The following is a 17,384-nucleotide window of genomic DNA, read 5'->3' as shown; positions in this document are numbered from 1 at the left end:
CTTGCCGCGCCGCTGGTTCAATGTCAGTGCACGTGGCTCGGCTACGGGGAATCGGGTGTGCGCCCGCCCGGACCTTCCGGCCTGGGCGGCTGGCGGTAGAGTTCATGCTCCTGCAGGTCGCGCAGAATATTCCCGACGATCGAGCCGAAGGTGGTTCGCCCGAGCGCATTCAGTTTGCTCAGCTCCGAGAGCCGGAAGCCGAGCGCTTCGACGCCAGCATCCTCCAATTGCGCCAGAAGACGCGACTCTTCCTCGGCCTGATGTGCGGCGGCGCCGTCGAGAAATTCCCGAACATCTACACCGAGCGCCACCGAGATCCCTTCGATCGTCCGGAAGCTCGGATTACGGACGCGACCCAGGCGGATATGCGAGACCTGGGCAGGGCTCAACGGGTAACCGAGTTCGGTTGAACGCTCCGCGATGTCCTTGTTGGAGTACGTCCGCGAGTCACGTTCTTGCGCAAGTGTGATCACACGGTTCAGGTGACACGCGATCGGGCCGAGCGCGCCCGACTGCTCGTCGGCAGCCTCGTCCGAGCGCCCAGGGTCAGCAGGCACAGGCCCCTCCCATCCGTCGTCAAGCCCATACCCATCGTATCGCTCCAGGCAAGGATCAGATCACCCGGAATAGGATGCTAACGAAATGCGATCTGATAAGATCGGCATGCGATAGGATCAGAGCCCTGATCGAGGCCGCTCCAATCGAAGTGCGTGAGCGCCGAACCGTGACAGATGTGAAATCTCGTGGACGTTCGTCGGATTGCAGCTTCGGCTATCGAAGGAGGTATCCAAACCGGGCTGTATGCCTCGCTCTCCCAGGTGCTCAGGTGCAAGTCGTGGTCTGCAGGGACGCGGTAGTGCTCCGACCTCGGCAATCGAAAAACGTTCTCTCTCAATGGAACCAGATAGATCTGAGCCGCGTCGAAGTCTATGTAGGTCGATATTGGAGCTGAGCACATCGCTCGGTGGGATTGAACCGGACGAGCTCCGGTGGGGTTACTTCATGACACATGCAGATCTGGCCCATCCGCTCAACGCGGGCGCGGTGTCGCCGCGGGAGTCGTTCGCGCAGCACTTGAATGTTCTGTATACGGCAGCGGGTTCTCCATCATTGCGGGCGCTGGCGATGAAGGCGCGATACAGGACACAGGCAGGTCGCGCACCAAGGGGTTCGGTTTCGGTGACAGCCCAGCGGATCAGTGACTGGAAAGCCGGCCGGAACGTGCCGGCACGGTTCGAGACGCTGCATCCGGTGCTGCTGACCCTCATCGACGCCGCACGTCTACGTGGCAATGTCACTGGTGTCGTACTGAACGTGCGAGAGTGGAAGCAACTGTGGGACCGGGTCCAGGCCGCTCGGATCAGCCCGTCGCGCGGCAGGCGGAAACAGCGTGCATCCGAGGTTGCGTCCCCTCATCTGGATGGTCTCGCGTTGTTCTCCGGTCGGGAAACGGCAATCAGGTCCTTGACCGAGATGGTGGGTGACGCGATCGGGGGAGGGCGAGAGAGCCGCGTGATCACGTTGACCGGTGCAAGCGGAGTCGGCAAGACCTCGTTGCTTACAGCCGGCCTGATGCCTGCTCTGGAGGAGAATGACGCACAGCCGATTTCGGTCCGTTCGACCGTTATCAGTCCGGATGCGGTGTCGATGCTTACCTCGATTCTCTCCGAGTCCCGGTGCGCGGACAGAGGTCAGCGGGGGCAGGTGCCGACGGTTCAGGTCCCGGCGGGCACCTCTGAATTGGTCATCGTCGACCAATTCGAGGCAATCTTCACTGCTTCGATTCCGGAGGCTGCCAGAGGAGAGATAGTTGCGGCGCTAGCAGAATTGGCCGAGGTTGCGGTCGTGCTGATCTGCTTGCGCAGCGGTTACATTCCCAATTGCGTCAGCTACCCACTGCTGTCCGATGCACTGGAAACCCGGCAGTACCAGCTCGAACCAATGTCCACAGCAGAGCTCCGCGCAGTCGTTCGGACGGGTATTGGCATGTGGAGCGGCGGAGACACCTCGGGCATCGAAGAGATGCTAATAGCGACAATTTGTGGAATACGAGGCGACACGGAGAAATTCGGACGCGAGCCGGGCGAAGTGTCGATCCTCGCTCGTGTTCTGGGCTCGATGGCTTCGGACCCGCACGGAGCGCAAAGTGATATGGATAGCTATCGCAAGTTGGGCGGAGTGGAGGGCGTGGTCCACGCCATGGCCGCGGCAGCCTGGGCAGCGATGTCCCATCGTGAACGTACCGAAGCGAAGCGAATTATGTTGCTGCTGATCGATGTACACACAGATATCGGGTACATCCGTCGGCGCATCCCGCTCCAGGGTGGACCGGTACCGTTCAAAGACGCAGCGGGAGTGCTCGATATATTGGTCGGAGCGCGACTGATCACCCTGGATCGTCATTGGATGCAGCTGAGCCACGATCTTGTGCTGACCTGGCCACCGCTCAGAACCTGGTTGGACGAATTGTTTTCCGCGCGGTGGACCGATCGAGAAAGCGATCGAACTGATCAGACCCGCGCGTGGAATTACGTATCGCTGAACCCGCGGCTGCTTCGTTGAACCGTAGAAGCCCTGGCGGCATCCCTTGATTCGGACTGGATACACGTCACCGCTGCGGCGCACGTGTATCCGGGATCAGCTGCACGAGTCAGGTCTATTCCCCATTCACCGAATCGTCGTCGATCCGGGTCATGTCGAGTTGTGTCCGGCCGTTGCGGCAGTGTCCGGTCGGTACCTCGAAGCACCATCCGTGCTGAGGGCACACCACCACATCACGCTCCGGGGCGTAGTCCTGCGCGGCCAGCTTGGTACCCAGGTGGGGGCAGGTGTCGGCGACGAGGAAAGTGCCGTGACGGGTGTCCAAGCGGAATGTGCCCGAACTTTCCGGGCTCCGCGACTCGACCTGGCGGAGGTATTCGGCGAGATCGTCGGGCGCACTGCATCGCAGTATCGACATCAGCGCCTCGTTGTAGCTCCCGATCGACGGCCGCCATGCCCGAAAACGGAAGGAGAAGAAGAACTCCTCCCAGCTCAGCTCGCCCCGAAGGATCGGTGGCAGGAACCGGGACGCCAGCGTGAACCGATAGTCGGGTGTGATCTCGTCCGGCTCGGCCGACCGGATGACGCGGAGTTCCCGGAAATCGACCAACCATGATCCGCCGCCGGCGCCGGTTATCTCGAAACCCACGACGGCGTCCACCTCGCGGCAGGCTTTCTCCGCGACGTCGAACAGCGCCTCGAAACCGGCGGCGAAATCGTCGAAAAGGTCGTGCTGCTGCTCCGGATAGAGCGCCAGCTCCCGCTCGAGGGCCACACCCCGGCGTTCGGCGTAGGCGAGCAGGTATTCGTCGACGCGATCCCAGCCGAACTGCTCCCTGATCCCGGCGTTGGGAATCGCTTCCGCCGTCGCCACGTCGAGCGCATCGCCCGGCAGCGGGGCGATGCACCGCGCGGCGAGATCGGGCTGTTCCCGACGCAGCCACTCCTGCAGCTCCACGGGCGTGGTGAACACCGACGAATCGCCGCGGAAGTAGGGGGCCAGCGTCGGGTCGAGCAGTGCGGGTGGGCCCGCAAAAGCCACCGCGGTACGCGGTTGCAGGCCGCGCATGTAGTGGGCCCAACGGCGCATCGAATTGAGCTTCTTCTGCGCGGCCGCCGCCGCACGTTCCGCGGCCGGGAAGGCATAGACGAACGGGAACCATGTTGCGCCCGAGAACTGCGCCAGCACCGCATCAATTCGTGGGTACCGCGCGGCGATGGCGCCGAGCTGATCCCGGCCGACCTGACAGTCGTTGAGGTTGACCACCACCTGGCCGGTCGATTCCTCTTCGACGAGTAGCGCCGAATCCTGGTGTCGGGGAGTCGGCGACACCATCAGTCGCAGTCGCAGTGCGCCCAGATTCAGCACGCCGTCGTCGTCGAGCAGGATTATCGTCGGATTCGGCAGGCTTGCGACGAGCCGATGCCAGCTCGGCAGCGGATAGTTCGGCATGATCAGCGGGACCGACGGGGGCAGACCGGCCAGCACGGCGAAATCGAAGTGGTCCTGATGGTCGTGCGACACGTACACATGGGTCGCCGTGTCGAGCACGGGAGCGAATGCGCTGTTGTCGGGCAGCTGATGCCAGCCGGAAAGGAACGCGCCGCGGTCGGAGAACCACGGGTCGCAGGCCAGCCGGATATCGCCGGACTCGATCAGGACACCTGCGTGGCCCAGGAAGGTGATCTTCATCGCGGCCGCCCGGCGAATGTGGGCTGCCCGAGCTTGCGGGCAACCACGGTGTGCCGGTTGAGGTTCGGGTCGTCCGTGGCCGGGAACGGGCGGCCCGCTGCGATCACCGTCAGCCCCGAACTCTCCAGCAGCGAACGGACCTCGCCCAGGCGGGGCACCCACAGGATGGAGTGGAAGACCTGTGGTCTGCCGGGTTCCGGCCCCAGCGCGATGAATCGGTGTCCCAGCGCCGCGCCGGTCCGGTGCACCAGGCCCTCGGACAGGAGATGGTGCGGGCCGTCGTGGAAGACCGAACCACGCGGCTCGAAGCGGGCCTGCCTGGCGTCGTCGAAGCCGGCCGCGCCGTCCTCGGCCACCAGGAGGTCGAGCAGCAACGTTCCCCCCTCCGGTAGGCGTGCTGCGAGCGGGGCCACCATGGCCTGTGTCGGGCGCCAGGGATGAAAGTTCATTGCGTCGTAGGACAGTAGGACGGTGTCGAAGACGTAGTCTGCTGGAAGGAATTCCGGGTCCGAGGCGTCTCCGAGCAGGAAGGCGATATCCGGGTCGTCCCGGAATCGTTGCTCGGCGTGCTGCATCACGGCCGGTCCGAGATCGACGCCGACGTAGCGCCGCACACCCGCCGATCGCCATTCCGCGGCGTAGGTTCCCGGTCCGCAGAACGGATGGTAGACGGCCCGGGGCCGCCAGTCCGAACGCAGTTGTGCCCGAATCCATTCCAGCTGGCGGGCCACCAGCGGCCGCGGCCGTGAGGAGTCGGTCGTGCCCGGATCGAGCTGCTGCCGCAGCAGGCGCCTGCTGAAATCGGGATCGGCGTAGGGCAGCCCGGGAAGGCGGGCAATCTGCTCGAGCGACAGCGTGCTCAGCTCGGGCGCGTGCGGAATCACCACCGACACACCGTGTTCGAGGAACAACTCGGCCAATTCGGCCGGTCCGGCCGGTGCGGTTTCTCGTATCTTCATATTCCCTCGGTAGCCGCCGATATCCGGACTTCTGCTCGTCTGGTGCCATCCTGTCGACGAGGGCGTTGCTCGGTCAACGCCGTTGCGTATTCACGCTGATGCCGTTGCGTATTCACGCTGATTTGTGGACTTCGGCCCGGATTCTCGTCATGATGCACACCATGTTCGACGTAGCGGCGGAGCTGATTCTCGATGTCGTGCCGCATTGTTCGAGCACCCCGCGCGAGGGGTGGAGCTCGGACGACGACGCCCGACCGCTCAGCGAACGTGGCCTGCGCCAAGCCGACACGCTGGCCCACGTGCTCGGCCTCGTCGCCGACGCCGTGTACAGCAGCCCCGCGCTGCGCTGCAGGCAGTCGGTGCAACCGTTGGCCCGGGTGGCGGGAAGGCCGGTGGTCGTCGTCGACAGACTCGGCGAGGCACGCGGCTTCGCCGAGCCCCGCGGCTGGATCGACGGCGTCTTCGGCCCGATCGGCGATCCGCTCGGCGGCTCCTGGGCCGCGGGCCGGGCGGTGGGCGCACTTGTGCCGTTGGCGGCCCGGCATGCGGGCGAACATATCGTCGCCTGCTCGCACGGCGACACCATCCCCGTGGTACTGGCCTATCTCGCCGCCGCTCACGCCGTCGAGCTGCCGACGCCGGTGGACCGTGGCGGCTGGTATCGCCTCGAGCTGAATCGGGGCGCGCTGTCCATATCGGCGCACACGCCGGAGCTACCGGGCGATATTCGCAAGCCCTGACAGATACGGCTGCACGGCCGCCACATGGTGGGTCATCCGCTCGACCTTCGCCTGCACGCTGCCGTCCTGCAGCGCCGTCTCCCGCGCGGCGGGGTCCATTGCCAGGAGTCCGGCCGCCGTCCGCACCATCGGCAGACCGTAGTGAAACGCTGCCGTCAGCAGGTAGTCGCGGTGTACGAACTCGGGCTCGATCATTGCGCCGCCGGCGGCCAGACCTTCGGCATGGGACGCCGCTGCCCGGGCGCCGAGCGCGTCGAGGTCCTCGGCGGACAGCGGCTGCGCGACCGCGGAAGCCAGGACCAGGGTGGCGAGATCCTCGCCTGCCGGACCGACCCCGACCTGGCCCCAGTCGAGCGCCACCGTGCCGCTCTCGCGCCGGAAGAGGTTGCCGGGGATAAGGTCTCGGTGTACCAGGGTGGTGGGACCTGCCCGCAGGGCCGCCACCGCGGCCGGATGGTGCCGCCACAGGCGTTCCAGTGCGGACACCGTGGCCGCGGGAAACAACTGCCGCAGCCGCCGATCGGCGTTCGTCGACGCCGCGGCGACCCGCTCGATCAGGGCGGCCCGGCTGCGCACGGCCGACTGCTCGAGGAACGGGCGGCAGAACCAGTCCCGGTGCGGCGGCGCGTTCCGGTACAGGGCGTGAAAACTGCCCAGGTCCGCGGCGGCCGACAGGAGATCCTTCCTGGTCCAGCGGTCGCCCGGGCGGCCGTCGGCCCGCTCCAGCCACAGGCGGATCCGGCCCCCGACCCGCTCGATCTCCAGACAGCGTGGGGTCGCGAACCGCTCATGCAGCCGGTCCAGCAGGCCGGACTCCCGCAGCAGCGGCTCACGACGCCAATAGCCCCAGTCGCCCGGCCCGTCGCCTCCGTCGTCGATCTGTCGACTCAGGTCGGCTTCGGTCGGTTGCCACCGACGGTGACGCAGCTCCTTGACGACCAGTTGCCAGTCGCGTTTCGCTCCCTCGCCGTCGTATGCCGCGCCGCGCACCACCGACAACCCGGCGCTGGACCTACTCCAGCTCGTGTAATCGATTGTGTCGACCGTGTATTCGTGGATACTGGCGCGCGGATCGTTCCAGAGCCGCCGCACGGCTCGCGTCACACTCTCGACGGCCGGCGGCGGCATTGCGTCCGTGCGGTAGGGTGGGCGGCACACGGTCGCTCAGCCTAGTCCACGGTCCCGGCTCGCCGGACGGCTTCCTCGAGGTAGGCGCGCAGCGGTTCGCTGCCGACCATCGCGAAACACCGATTCGCCGCTTCCCGGCCGATTTCCAGGGAGCGACGTTCGTCGGCGAGCCGTTGCCGCAGAACCGATGCCAGGTAGCTCGTGTCGGCGGCGGCGGGCTGGACCCGCGACAGGTAGTCGATCACCTTCGAGAAGGCAAGTGCCGCATGCACGATGCCGAAGACGGGGCGATCCTCGTTCCGCCACGGCGAGTAGTACGTCCGTCCCTCCGGGAATGTCACGCCCTCGGCGTCGAGACACTCGTTGAGCCAGGAGTGTGTGGCTTCGTGGACCAGCGTCTCGCCCAGCCGCAACGGTTGCTCGCTCCAGCTCAGCACCGCGGTGCCGGGCAGGAAGTCGAAGGTGTAGCTGCGGCAGACCTCGTGCAGCTCACGCGTCTCGGGCACGATGACGAACGCCGTCGAGGACGACAGGACCGCGCTCCCGGCGCCCAGTGCGGCCTCGACGGCCGAATCGAGTACCGCGGCGAGGCGGCCGGTGTCCCGTTCGTCGGCGGACGGCGGGTCGGCGAGCAGGTACATCCGGTTTCCGAGCCGGTCGTCGTCGACCGCGAGGCAGTCGGCCGCGGAGACCACGAATACCGGGCCCACCGCGGTGCGCAGCGCCCGCTCCCGGATCAGATCTCGCTCGAGCCAGAGCCGGAGCGCGCGCCGGACCAGCGCGGCGGCCCGGGTGTTCACGGCGAACTGGGCCAGTTGGAAGGCGTGATGCAACAGGGCGGTATCGAAGGCGTCCGGGCCCGATTCCGGGTCGTATTCCGGTACGGGCAGGTCGATTCCGGGCGCCAGCGAGCCGAGCGCGGCCAGTATTCGGCGGGTGCGATCCGCGCGCTTGCGCAGGATCCGGCCGGTGAGTTCGCTGTGCAGATCTGCACAGCGGGCGGTTGTCGCTGCCATGATGTCGTCCATTTCCTGTGGGCGGAGCGTGCGTTACCGCACGGCGTGCGGATCCGTCCACCGCCGCCGGTGGTCGGCCTTCTCGTCGTCGCTGAAGGGCCGCAGGCTACGCATGTAGTCGAACGGCGATTTCGTGGCGAACTGCCTGCGGTTCCATACCGGATACATCAGAGCCACCAGCTCGGAGACCACGCTGAAGCCGGTGGTGTCTCCCAGCCGCCGGGCCAGCACACCACGCAGCGCGGACAGCTCGTCGTAGCTCGCGCGGGCGCGCTCCCGCCACTCCTGCGTCGCCACGGGATTCGGCCCATCGGCCGCGGCCAGGCGGTCGAACAGCTGGTAGGCCAGACATTCCCCCAGCACCTCGGACAGCCACGCCGCTTCGACGCCGTCGGGCCGGTCCAGCCGGACCCGCGCGGCGGCCTCGGCCCGCAGCCACTGGTCGATCCACGCGCCGGCCGCCGCCCGCACCAGCGCCTCGGCCAGGTCCACGGCGCGTGCGGGGGGCTCGTGGATCCACACCGTGTACGGGGTGTCCGCGGCGGGCGTATGCGGGCGGTCGGTGAACACCACCACGCCGACCGCCAGGTGGACGAGGTAGCGCAGGCCCACTTCGTCCAGTACGTCCAGCGCGTCCAGGACGGTGCACGCCTGCGTGGGCGGGGCGGGGTCGAGGCGGATACTCGCGGCCGCGGCGTCTCCGGTGGACCGCGTGGCCAGCACCGCCAGCGCAGGCCCGTTCGGCACCGGTACCGATGCCTCGGACCAGTCGAAGGCCATCGGCCGCAGGCCGTTCGGGTGCCGCGCCACATGTTCGGTGAGGGCGCGCATGCCTCGGTGCAGCGGTGTGGACCTCGCGGCGTCCGCCGGGGACACTTCATCGGTGTCGCGGGAGTCGAGCAGCGGCTCGATCCACAACAGGAAAGAGTGGATCGCCCGGCCGTCCAGCGACGCGTTCCAGGAGCGGTTGTCGGTGTGGTCGAAGTCGATTCCGGAATCCGGCAGCAGAAACACGGTGCCTCCTCAGGCCGGAGCCGGCAGTGCGGCGGAAACATGGTCGATAACCTTGCGGCGGTAGTCGCAGTACGCGTCTTCGAAACCCGTTCCCTCGAACCGGAGCCGGTCGGGCAGCGCCCCGCCGCGGCAGCTCTGTTCGTGCGTGCAGCCGGCGCATTTGGCGAGCAGAGCGGTGAGGTTCGAGCGCAGCTCCGGATTGCTGTCCAGGGTGAGCAGGTCATCGATTGTTTCGGCGCTCTGCACGGTGCCGAGCAGGGCGGACGGCATGCCCAGTTCGTCCGAGCTTCCGATCCGGCCGTCGGGGTACAGCGTGACGACGAAGGGTTCCTTGCGCTCGCTGAAGCTGGTGTACTCGGTCGGCAGGCCGGAGATCGAGCGGATGATGCTGAAGAAGGGCTCAAGCACATACGAACGGTAGGCGTTCGTCCCACGCCAGTGCTGGAACGCTTCGATGAGAAACTCCGCGTATTCCTCGGGCGAGGTCGCCCATCCCGGCATCCCGACCCCGTCGGGATTCAGCACACGCAGTGACTGCCGGTTCGGTGTGCGGTAATCCTTGGTCCGGACATTGAAATCCAGGCACCCCGAAAGCTTGATGACCTTGACGGCCTCGAACCGCCCCAGAGCGTCGAGTACCTCGTCGGCGCGCCCGAGCAGCCGCCTGGTGACGACGGCGATGACGCCGACCTGCCGGCCGCGTGCGGCCAGCAATTCCAGTGCACGAACCACTTTCGGATAGGTCGGCCGATCGGCGAAGTCGACTCGATGGGTATTACCCGCTTCGTCGCCGTCGAGACTGACCCCGATCTCGATATCCGGCCACAGTTCGTCGAACAGGTCCAGCCACGAGTCGTCCAGCAGCAGGCCGTTGGTCTGCATTGCCAGGGTCATCGGGCCCGGGTATCCGCGCAGCGTCTTGAGAATGCCGCGCATTTTTCGCCGGCCGATCAGCAGCGGTTCCCCGCCGTGCAGTTCGACCGCCAGCGGGCGGTTGCCGCACAGATCCAGAAAGCGGTGCAGCACTTCCGGGTTCAGCATCACCGCGTTGGGGTAGGGCTTGCGCCTCTCGTAGCAGTAATGGCAATTGATATTGCACATCTCGCCCGGGAGTTTGAGAATGGCCAGAACGGTCTCTCCTGGAGCGGGTAGCCGCAACTCCATGGATGACTCCTCGATGTACGACGCGCTGCGGGAGGCAGCGGTGGGATCACTGTCACTATTTCCGGTCGCCGCGGGACGGGTCAATGCGGCACGGGATTGTTGCGCGAATCAGCACCTGTGGTGGCGGACTGTCGCTCCGCCGAGGACTTTCGCTCCGCCACCGCCTTGGCGACGATCGCCGCGGCGGGCAGCCATTCGGTCGGGCCGATGACGCTCGCGAGCCGGTCCTGCGCCGGAACGCGTCGGACGACATCGGTCCGGCCGGGGAACACCTGCTCGTACGGCACATGCGTGACGCCGCTCGCGCTGCCGGTTTCGGCCAGCACCAGTGCGGCCAGGTCGCCGATACCGGTTTCGACGTCGGCGCCGATGTTGTACACGTGTGTGCCCGCTTGCCAGGCGCCGGGACTTTCGATCAGCCGCCACAGGCGGCCGACGAACTGATCGATATCGGTGAAGCAGCGGCGCTGGGTGCCGTCGCCGTGCACCGTGAGCGGACGGCCCGCCAGCGCCTGTTCGACGAAGGTCGGCAAGACCATTCCGTATCGGCTCGACTGCCCCGGCCCGACGACGTTGAACGGCCGCACGACCAGTACCGGACGACGCGCGGCTGCTCGGGCGCCCAGCCGCTCGAGTTCCCATTTTCCGGTGGCATAGCCTTCCCGGCCGCCGTCGTAGCGGAGGGGCACGGATCGATCGACGGTCGCGTCGTCGCACATCGGTGCACCGCTGTCGGACATGCCGTAGACCGCCGAACTGGAAACCAGGACGATCGGCGTATCACCGGAGTGCCGCAGCAGGGTCGCGGTGCCCTCGGCGGCGACCCGGAAGGCGTGCCACGCCTGCGCGGTTGCCAGGCGCATGCCGACCACACCCGCCATGTGCACGATGAGACCGCAGCCGGCGGCTGCGTCGGTGACCACGTCGGCGTCGAGGACGCTGCCGGTGACGATCTCGACCCCGGGCAGTGCGGCCACCGTGTCGCGCGTTCCGGACGAAAAGTCGTCCAGCACCCGGACCCGGCACCCCGACCGCGACAGTGCCGAGGCCAGGTGACCACCGATGAACCCCGCGCCGCCGGTGATCAGGACCCTGCGGAATCGGGCGGCGTTGTCGAGAATTATATTGTCCAGCATGGCATCTCCAGGGTTGTGAGGGTCGGCGTTCAGCGGAGCTCCGCAATCCGGTCCGCGTTCGGCCCGCGCCGCCGCGCCCGGTCCGCGCGGCGTCGACGCGCCCGCAGAGCCTGGAATTCGCCCAGTTGCCAACCGAGGTTCCAGACGGTCTCGGACCGGCCCGCCGGGTCTCGGAACCGGCGGGCCGCGACCGCCACCCCGACCCAACCGCGCAGGTGGGACCGCCGGTCCACGGGATCGACCCCGTATGCGGCGAACTTGTCCCGCAGCGCCACGATGTCGCGACTTTGAAAGAGACCGCGGCGCAACCGCGCGCGGTGCGTGGCCCGCAGGCTGATCGCGACGACGGTGTCGGCCACCCCGATCCGTTCGCCGGCGATTTGCGCCCGCCACGAGAAGTCGATATCGGCAAGTGCCGGAAAGGCGTCGTCGAAACCGCCCAGCCGCATGAACAATTCCCGCGACACCCCCATCAGCCCGCCGAGCACATGCGGCCGGAACAGGCTCGGCGTCAGCACATCACACAGTTGGTCGGCGGGCGTGCTCCGCAGCACGGCGGCGGAATTGAGGCGGACGTAATCCACTCGGGCCGTGACGATGTCGGCTGTCGTCAAAGCCCACGCCATCGCGTCCAGGTAGCCGGCGTCGATCAGATCGTCGGCGTCCAGGAAGAGCAGGGTCGCCGCGTCCGTCGCGCCCGCGCCCGCGTTGCGGGCGGCCCCGGTGCCGCCGCGGTCGGCCATCGTGACGACAGTCACGGCGGGGAGATTCGATTCGTGGCGAGCGACGACGGTGCGCAGCTCGTCCGTCGAACCGTCGTCCACGATGACGAGTTCCCAGTCGAGAGACGTACGCTGGCGCGAGAGCGCCGCCAGCTGACGGCCCACACAGTGCGCCGCGTTGTGGCAGGGAATGATGACGGCGGCCTGTCTCATGAGAGCGCGGGCACCTCCGGCTGCGGCTGCGGCAGTACCGAATCGACATACTCGAGCAGGTCGGTCAACCGTTCGTCCTCGTGCGCGCCCGCGGTATTGCGGAAGATATGGACCGGCGGCAGGTAGTCCGGCGGCATCTCGAAGAACAGGCGACGGTAAGCCGCGCCGACCCGGTCGAGGGTGTAGCCGTTCTCGTAGTGGCGGGCCCCCTTGCCGCGCGTCACCACCCGGTCGACCGCCTCGTCGACGGGCACATCCAGATAGAGAATCGCATCGGGGAACAGAGTTCCCGCGGCGTGATGCCGGTCGAGGGTTTCGCGCGCCGGAATGCCGTACAGCACTTCGAGGTACACCGCGTCGCTGAAGATATAGCGATCACACAGGACGCTGCGGTCCCGTAGCAGATCCGTGACGACCTTCGACTGCAGCTGCTTGTCGTGGAAGTATGCCTCGGTGATCTCGCGGCTGCCGCGCCGGTGCCGCTCGTGCTCTCGGACGTCGATGATCACTCGCGCCGCCTCCGGGTCCAGCCAGGAGTGCTGGCCGATACGGTTCAACGGACGCCCTCGGGCGCGGACATGCGTCGCGATATGGCGCCCGGTGGTGGTCTTTCCGGCCCCGTCGACACCTTCGAGGACGATGAAGCCGTGCCGGTGTGCGTTCGGGTTCAGCATGGTGTGTTCCTGCGTTCTAGATATCGTTGGGACCAGGTGAGTGCCGACTCGATCACCTGCGACATCGAGGAGTAGGTCCACTCCCCGTAGCGACCGAGGGTCGTTATTCCGAAGCAGTCGAGCAGTTCGATGGCTCGGGCAGCCACGGCCCGGCTCGCGTCGGTGAACACGACATAGGCCGGGTCGGAGGTGAACACCCGGGTGGCGACGACCTCGCCGGCGTCGAGCAGTCCGACGGCGCGCAGTCCGCGGACGACCTGCGCCGTGAGCTCCGCGTCGGTCGGGCCGGCTGTTTCCGACGGCTCGACGACCTCGGCCAGCACCCCCCAGCCCAGAGGCGGCGCCATCGCGGCGTCGAATTCGGTCATGAACACGAGCCGGGTGAACGGCACGTCCTCACGGGTGTAGTACCGCCAATGCCCGGTGTCCGCGGGCCTGCCGCCCTCGATCGCCACGGCCACCGAGCGAACCCGATTGCGCGGCAGGGACTCGCACTGCGAGATCAAGTCCGCGGGGGCGGTGCTGCATGCGGCCAGCGTGTTCGGCAGGGGCAGCGTCGACACGCAGTGCCGGTACCGAAAACCGGTCAGGCCGACGGGGTTTCGGGCCCAGACGATGCGTGACTCCGGGTCGATGCGCTCCACGCGGTGCCGCAACCGCAGATCGGCGACCCGATCCGCGAGCGCGATCGAGAGGACTTCCATGCCGCGGTGGCCGGATTCCGCTTTCCGCGGGTACCAGCCCCGCGAGTTATAGGCGGCGGTGGGCGGTTGTTCCGGATCGGCTCCCCGCAGCACCTCGGCGATGCCGGGCCGCATCAGATTCCAGTGGAAGCCGTCGGCCGACAACTGCCGCAGCGGTCGCCGCCACAGCTTCCGGTTGTAGGGGAAGAAGAACAATTCGCACAACTCCGCGCCGAAGGCGTCGAGCAGCACCTGTTCGTAGTCGGTCGGCACGGAGCCCGATTCCGCGTGCCGGTGCGCGGCCATCAGATCGGCGACACACCTGTCACGCGCCTGCGCCTCGAGTCCGGCCAGATGCAGTTGCACGGGGAATCGGACGGTGCCCGCCGCGGTCTCGACCCATGCCGTCGGCGGGCACGGCTGCAAGTCGGTGCCGAGCACGCCGCGGACGTACTCCTCCACGGCGGGATGACTGAAATAGAGGAGATGGATGACCCGGTCGAACCAGAAGTCTCCGACGCGCTCGGTGCGCACCAGCCCGCCGGGCCGATCCAGCGCCTCCAGGACCGTGGCTCGATGCTCGAGCACGTCGCCCGCGGTGAGACCTGCCAGGCCGCCGCCGAGGATCAGCACCTCGGTTTCCACCAGGTCCGGCATGGGCGATGGCCCCTTCCACATCAGCGCCGACAGCGGCGGCGGACGGCCCGACGGGCGGCCGGTGAACGACCACCCGTCGAGCCGCGTTCGGGTCAGTTCTCGGTCGCGCCTTCTGCGGCGTGCTTCTCGACGTGCTGCCAGGGCTTGACGCTGACCGCCGACGAGTGGGCCGTGTCGCGCGCCCCTACCGCTTCGAGGTCGTAGGTCTGCACGGCGGTGACGAAGGCGTCGAACTCGAGTCCGCTGTCCTGATACATCGTGGTTCCTCTTTTCTTCTCTGTGAACGAGAGCAGAAAACTCTCCATCAAATAGCTATCAGCGATTGTGAAGGCCCTCAATGCTTTTGTGCCTCCACCTTTTCCGATATCCGCAATATCGCGGTGGTGTCACAGTCGAATTGCCCCGTCGCCGACGACCCGTCCGCTGGTGTCGAACAGCAGCGCGGCCGCGTCGGATATCGCTACGAGGTCGTAGGCCGAGTGGGGCTGCAACAGCACGACGATATCGGCGGCCCGCACCGATTCGTCCAGCCTAGGCACTCGCCGTAACACCCTGTCCCGCACGGTGATTTGCCGGACATAGGGATCATGGAACTCCGGGGCGGCGCCCAGTTCGATCAGCCCTTCGGCAATGGGCACGATGGCCGCGCCGCGATCGTCGGCGAGGTCGGGCTTGTAGGTGGCGCCGAGGAGCAGAATGCGCGCGTCGCGCACCGGGCGGCGGCCGTGGAGCAGTCCGACGATGCGGTCCACCACGAAGTGCGGCATCCGCTCGTTGATCTCCTGCGCCTGTTCCACCAGCCGAAAGCGGTGTCCCGCGCCGTAACCCGAGAATGTCAGGTACATGGGATCTACCGGGATGCAGTGCCCGCCCACACCGGGGCCGGGGCGGAAGGAATGGAACCCGAAGGGTTTCGTGCCCGCGGCCTCGACGACTTCCCACACGTCGATACCCCTGCGCGCGCAATACACCGCGAGATCGTTGACCAGCGCGATGTTGACCTGCCGATAGGTGTTCTCGAGCAACTTCGCCAACTCGGCGACCGCCGGGTTGCTGACGACGACCACCTTCTGCACCATCCGCCCGTAGAGTTCCGAGGCGGCGGCGGCGCATCGAGCCGTCACCCCGCCCACGATCTTGGGCGTGTTGGACAACTGCAGGCCGGGGTTGCCGGGGTCGATCCGTTCCGGCGAATAGGCGAGCAGGAAGTCGGCGCCGACCTGCCTGCCCGTGCCGGCCAGAATCGGCAGTACGACGTCGGTGGTGGTGCCCGGATACGTGGTCGATTCCAATACCACCAGTGCCCCGGGCCGCAGCCTGATCGCCGCCATGCGGACGGATTCGAGCACGGCCGAGAGGTCGGGCTCGGCGTTGCGCAACGGGGTCGGTACGCAGATCACGACCGCGTCGGCACGGGTCAGCACGGCGGGATCCACGGTGGCCACGAATCCGCGGGCGACGGCGAGCACGATCTCCTCGTCCCGGACGTCGTCGATATAACTGGTGCCCGCCCGCAGCTGTGCGACCCGGGCCGCGTCCTGATCCAGCCCTGCCACCCGCATTCCGGCGGCGGCGGCCGCCACGGCGAGCGGCAGGCCGACATAGCCAAGCCCCACCACGACAACGTCCCATTGTCCGTCCACGGCTGGAATCCTCTGTTTCTCGTTGATCTGCTCGGCCCTACGGCCCGGAAATTGGAATATCAGGTCGACCGCGGCGGAAGCCGGCACAGTGCGGAATTACGAACGCCGAACCGCCCGCCCGGCGGTGCGAGGTCTTCATAGATGCGGAAATCGGAAGCGAGACACGGCAATTGACCGACAGATTTCGGGCGCGGAACAGTAATGTGGACTCGGCAGGATCGAGGGAGGACAGTACCGTGCAGGCGACGTGCCGTATTATCGAATTTCGTTTGAGAACGCCCAATATCATGCCCGATGTCGGTGAATTCCTGATGCGCTGGAATCGCCCCGGAGCCACCCGCGTCGCGGCCCGGCTGCGGGTCAGCCGATACGGCAACATAAACACCGTCGGCCTGCCCGGAATCCACGAGGCCGACGATCTCGACCCCGCCCACCCCGACTGGGTGGCGGGCCTCGAAACCGGTGTCCGCCCGCTGGTCGTCCTCCTGACCTCCGATCCCTGGCAGCTCATCACCTACGACAGCTGCCAGGGCCACTTCTACGATGCGGACACCGCCCCGGAGCCCGCCCTTCGGCAGGTCGGCGTCCTGCCCCGCGATGCGGCCGAACACGGTGCCGCCGCGGCGGCACTGTGCCGGGCGCTCACCGCGGCCGAAGCTTCCATGCCGCAGCAGGTTCGGCTTGCCCTGCACGAAAGCCTGCTCTCCTGCGGCCGAACCGGCAGTGCGCACCGAGTGCTCGACATGAGTTTGGACCGGGCGCCCGGCGTGGCCTGGGACGGGTACTTTTCCGCGATCGACGAGGCGACGGAGGTTCTCGTGGCCGCCCTGGCACAACAACGGCCTACTCCTCAGCTGCCCTGCGCATGCGCGTCCGAGCGCGCCTGATCCGCACCCGGCCGGAGGAATCCGGGCTGATGCGCCTCGTGCGGCGTGGACCGGCGGATATCCATCCGCGCACCCAGCGCCACGCCGAGCTGGAATCTATTGTTGACCCCGAGGCGGTTCATCAACGACCGGATGATGTTGGTGACCGTGCGGGGGCTCACCCCCAGCCTGCGGGCCGCACTGGAATCGGTGTGGCCCGCGAGCAGCAGCGCGACCAGTGATCGTTGTCGCTCATCGAGCGCGAAACGGGGCGGTGCACCGTGGCGCGACGATATCGCACCGATACCCTCAAGCGTGGTCATCGAACAACTCCGGTGGGCACAGGATCGGGCAGATCATGCAGGAACAGCCGTCCGAAGCGACTGTCGTCGTCGCCGAACGGATTTGTTCGCTCACGGCCGGCGGAGCCGATGCACCGGACACCATGAGGAATCCGGCGGTGGTCGCGACGAACAACAAGGTGGCCGTCACTCGCTGCATTACTGTGTCCATCCTGTATTGCCCATCCTGAACT

General features: G+C 67.0%; 17 protein-coding genes. 3 read left to right on the top strand and 14 right to left on the bottom strand.

The window, feature by feature from the left end; genetic code table 11:
* Nucleotides 1–41: 41 nt before the first annotated feature.
* Complete coding sequence (locus ACT86A_RS14385; RefSeq protein WP_445092613.1) at nt 42–557, bottom strand: helix-turn-helix domain-containing protein; 516 nt, start codon at nt 555–557, stop codon at nt 42–44.
* 445 nt (nt 558–1,002) lie between these two features.
* On the opposite strand from ACT86A_RS14385, the gene ACT86A_RS14380 reads away from it, so the two are divergent.
* Complete coding sequence (locus ACT86A_RS14380) at nt 1,003–2,562, top strand: ATP-binding protein (RefSeq protein WP_445092612.1); 1,560 nt, start codon at nt 1,003–1,005, stop codon at nt 2,560–2,562.
* Nucleotides 2,563–2,656: 94 nt separating this feature from the next.
* On the opposite strand, the gene ACT86A_RS14375 is transcribed toward ACT86A_RS14380, so the two are convergent.
* Together ACT86A_RS14375 and ACT86A_RS14370 are read right to left on the bottom strand one after the other, a co-directional pair.
* Complete coding sequence (locus tag ACT86A_RS14375) at nt 2,657–4,234, bottom strand: Rieske 2Fe-2S domain-containing protein (protein WP_445092611.1); 1,578 nt, start codon at nt 4,232–4,234, stop codon at nt 2,657–2,659.
* Nucleotides 4,231–5,193 (bottom strand): class I SAM-dependent methyltransferase, encoded by a 963-nt coding sequence (locus ACT86A_RS14370; protein WP_445092610.1) that lies wholly within the window; start codon nt 5,191–5,193, stop codon nt 4,231–4,233. The genes ACT86A_RS14375 and ACT86A_RS14370 overlap by 4 nt, the downstream gene beginning before the upstream one ends.
* 104 nt (nt 5,194–5,297) lie before the next feature.
* On the opposite strand from ACT86A_RS14370, the gene ACT86A_RS14365 reads away from it, so the two are divergent.
* Complete coding sequence (locus ACT86A_RS14365; RefSeq protein WP_445092609.1) at nt 5,298–5,933, top strand: histidine phosphatase family protein; 636 nt, start codon at nt 5,298–5,300, stop codon at nt 5,931–5,933.
* Here the strand turns inward: ACT86A_RS14365 and ACT86A_RS14360 are convergent.
* From ACT86A_RS14360 to ACT86A_RS14315, 10 genes are all read right to left on the bottom strand, one after another.
* Nucleotides 5,907–7,091 carry an aminoglycoside phosphotransferase family protein gene (locus ACT86A_RS14360; RefSeq protein WP_445092608.1) on the bottom strand — a complete coding sequence of 395 codons (1,185 nt, stop codon included), beginning with the start codon at nt 7,089–7,091 and terminating at the stop codon, nt 5,907–5,909. The genes ACT86A_RS14365 and ACT86A_RS14360 overlap by 27 nt on opposite strands.
* 11 nt (nt 7,092–7,102) lie before the next feature.
* On the bottom strand, nt 7,103–8,077 hold the full coding sequence (locus tag ACT86A_RS14355; protein WP_445092607.1) for an aKG-HExxH-type peptide beta-hydroxylase: 975 nt from the start codon (nt 8,075–8,077) through the stop codon (nt 7,103–7,105).
* Nucleotides 8,078–8,110: 33 nt separating this feature from the next.
* Nucleotides 8,111–9,091 carry a hypothetical protein gene (locus tag ACT86A_RS14350; protein WP_445092606.1) on the bottom strand — a complete coding sequence of 327 codons (981 nt, stop codon included), beginning with the start codon at nt 9,089–9,091 and terminating at the stop codon, nt 8,111–8,113.
* A gap of 9 nt (nt 9,092–9,100) precedes the next feature.
* The gene (locus tag ACT86A_RS14345) at nt 9,101–10,255 is read right to left on the bottom strand and encodes a radical SAM protein (RefSeq protein ID WP_445092605.1); all 1,155 of its coding nucleotides are present in this window, start codon (nt 10,253–10,255) and stop codon (nt 9,101–9,103) included.
* Nucleotides 10,256–10,335: 80 nt separating this feature from the next.
* Entirely contained in the window at nt 10,336–11,391 is a 1,056-nt protein-coding gene (locus ACT86A_RS14340) for an NAD-dependent epimerase/dehydratase family protein (RefSeq protein WP_445092604.1), read from the bottom strand.
* Between the two features lie 29 nt (nt 11,392–11,420).
* The gene (locus ACT86A_RS14335) at nt 11,421–12,326 is read right to left on the bottom strand and encodes a glycosyltransferase family 2 protein (RefSeq protein ID WP_445092603.1); all 906 of its coding nucleotides are present in this window, start codon (nt 12,324–12,326) and stop codon (nt 11,421–11,423) included.
* The gene (locus ACT86A_RS14330) at nt 12,323–13,000 is read right to left on the bottom strand and encodes a dTMP kinase (RefSeq protein ID WP_445092602.1); all 678 of its coding nucleotides are present in this window, start codon (nt 12,998–13,000) and stop codon (nt 12,323–12,325) included. Before ACT86A_RS14330 ends, ACT86A_RS14335 begins: the two co-directional genes overlap by 4 nt.
* Nucleotides 12,994–14,340: a protoporphyrinogen/coproporphyrinogen oxidase gene (locus ACT86A_RS14325; RefSeq protein ID WP_445092601.1), complete on the bottom strand. Its 1,347-nt coding sequence runs from the start codon at nt 14,338–14,340 to the stop codon at nt 12,994–12,996. The genes ACT86A_RS14330 and ACT86A_RS14325 overlap by 7 nt, the downstream gene beginning before the upstream one ends.
* Before the next feature lie 92 nt (nt 14,341–14,432).
* Nucleotides 14,433–14,597: a hypothetical protein gene (locus ACT86A_RS14320; RefSeq protein WP_445092600.1), complete on the bottom strand. Its 165-nt coding sequence runs from the start codon at nt 14,595–14,597 to the stop codon at nt 14,433–14,435.
* Between the two features lie 129 nt (nt 14,598–14,726).
* The gene (locus ACT86A_RS14315) at nt 14,727–15,983 is read right to left on the bottom strand and encodes a nucleotide sugar dehydrogenase (protein WP_445092599.1); all 1,257 of its coding nucleotides are present in this window, start codon (nt 15,981–15,983) and stop codon (nt 14,727–14,729) included.
* A gap of 287 nt (nt 15,984–16,270) precedes the next feature.
* On the opposite strand from ACT86A_RS14315, the gene ACT86A_RS14310 reads away from it, so the two are divergent.
* Entirely contained in the window at nt 16,271–16,870 is a 600-nt protein-coding gene (locus ACT86A_RS14310) for a hypothetical protein (RefSeq protein ID WP_445092598.1), read from the top strand.
* On the opposite strand, the gene ACT86A_RS14305 is transcribed toward ACT86A_RS14310, so the two are convergent.
* Complete coding sequence (locus tag ACT86A_RS14305) at nt 16,834–17,172, bottom strand: helix-turn-helix domain-containing protein (RefSeq protein ID WP_445092597.1); 339 nt, start codon at nt 17,170–17,172, stop codon at nt 16,834–16,836. The two genes, ACT86A_RS14310 and ACT86A_RS14305, sit on opposite strands and share 37 nt — an antisense overlap.
* Nucleotides 17,173–17,384: the final 212 nt, after the last annotated feature.

This window comes from Nocardia glycosmidis, assembly GCF_052545115.1.
Note: the sequence above shows the minus strand (reverse complement) of the source record. Positions and strands in the feature narration are given on the sequence as shown.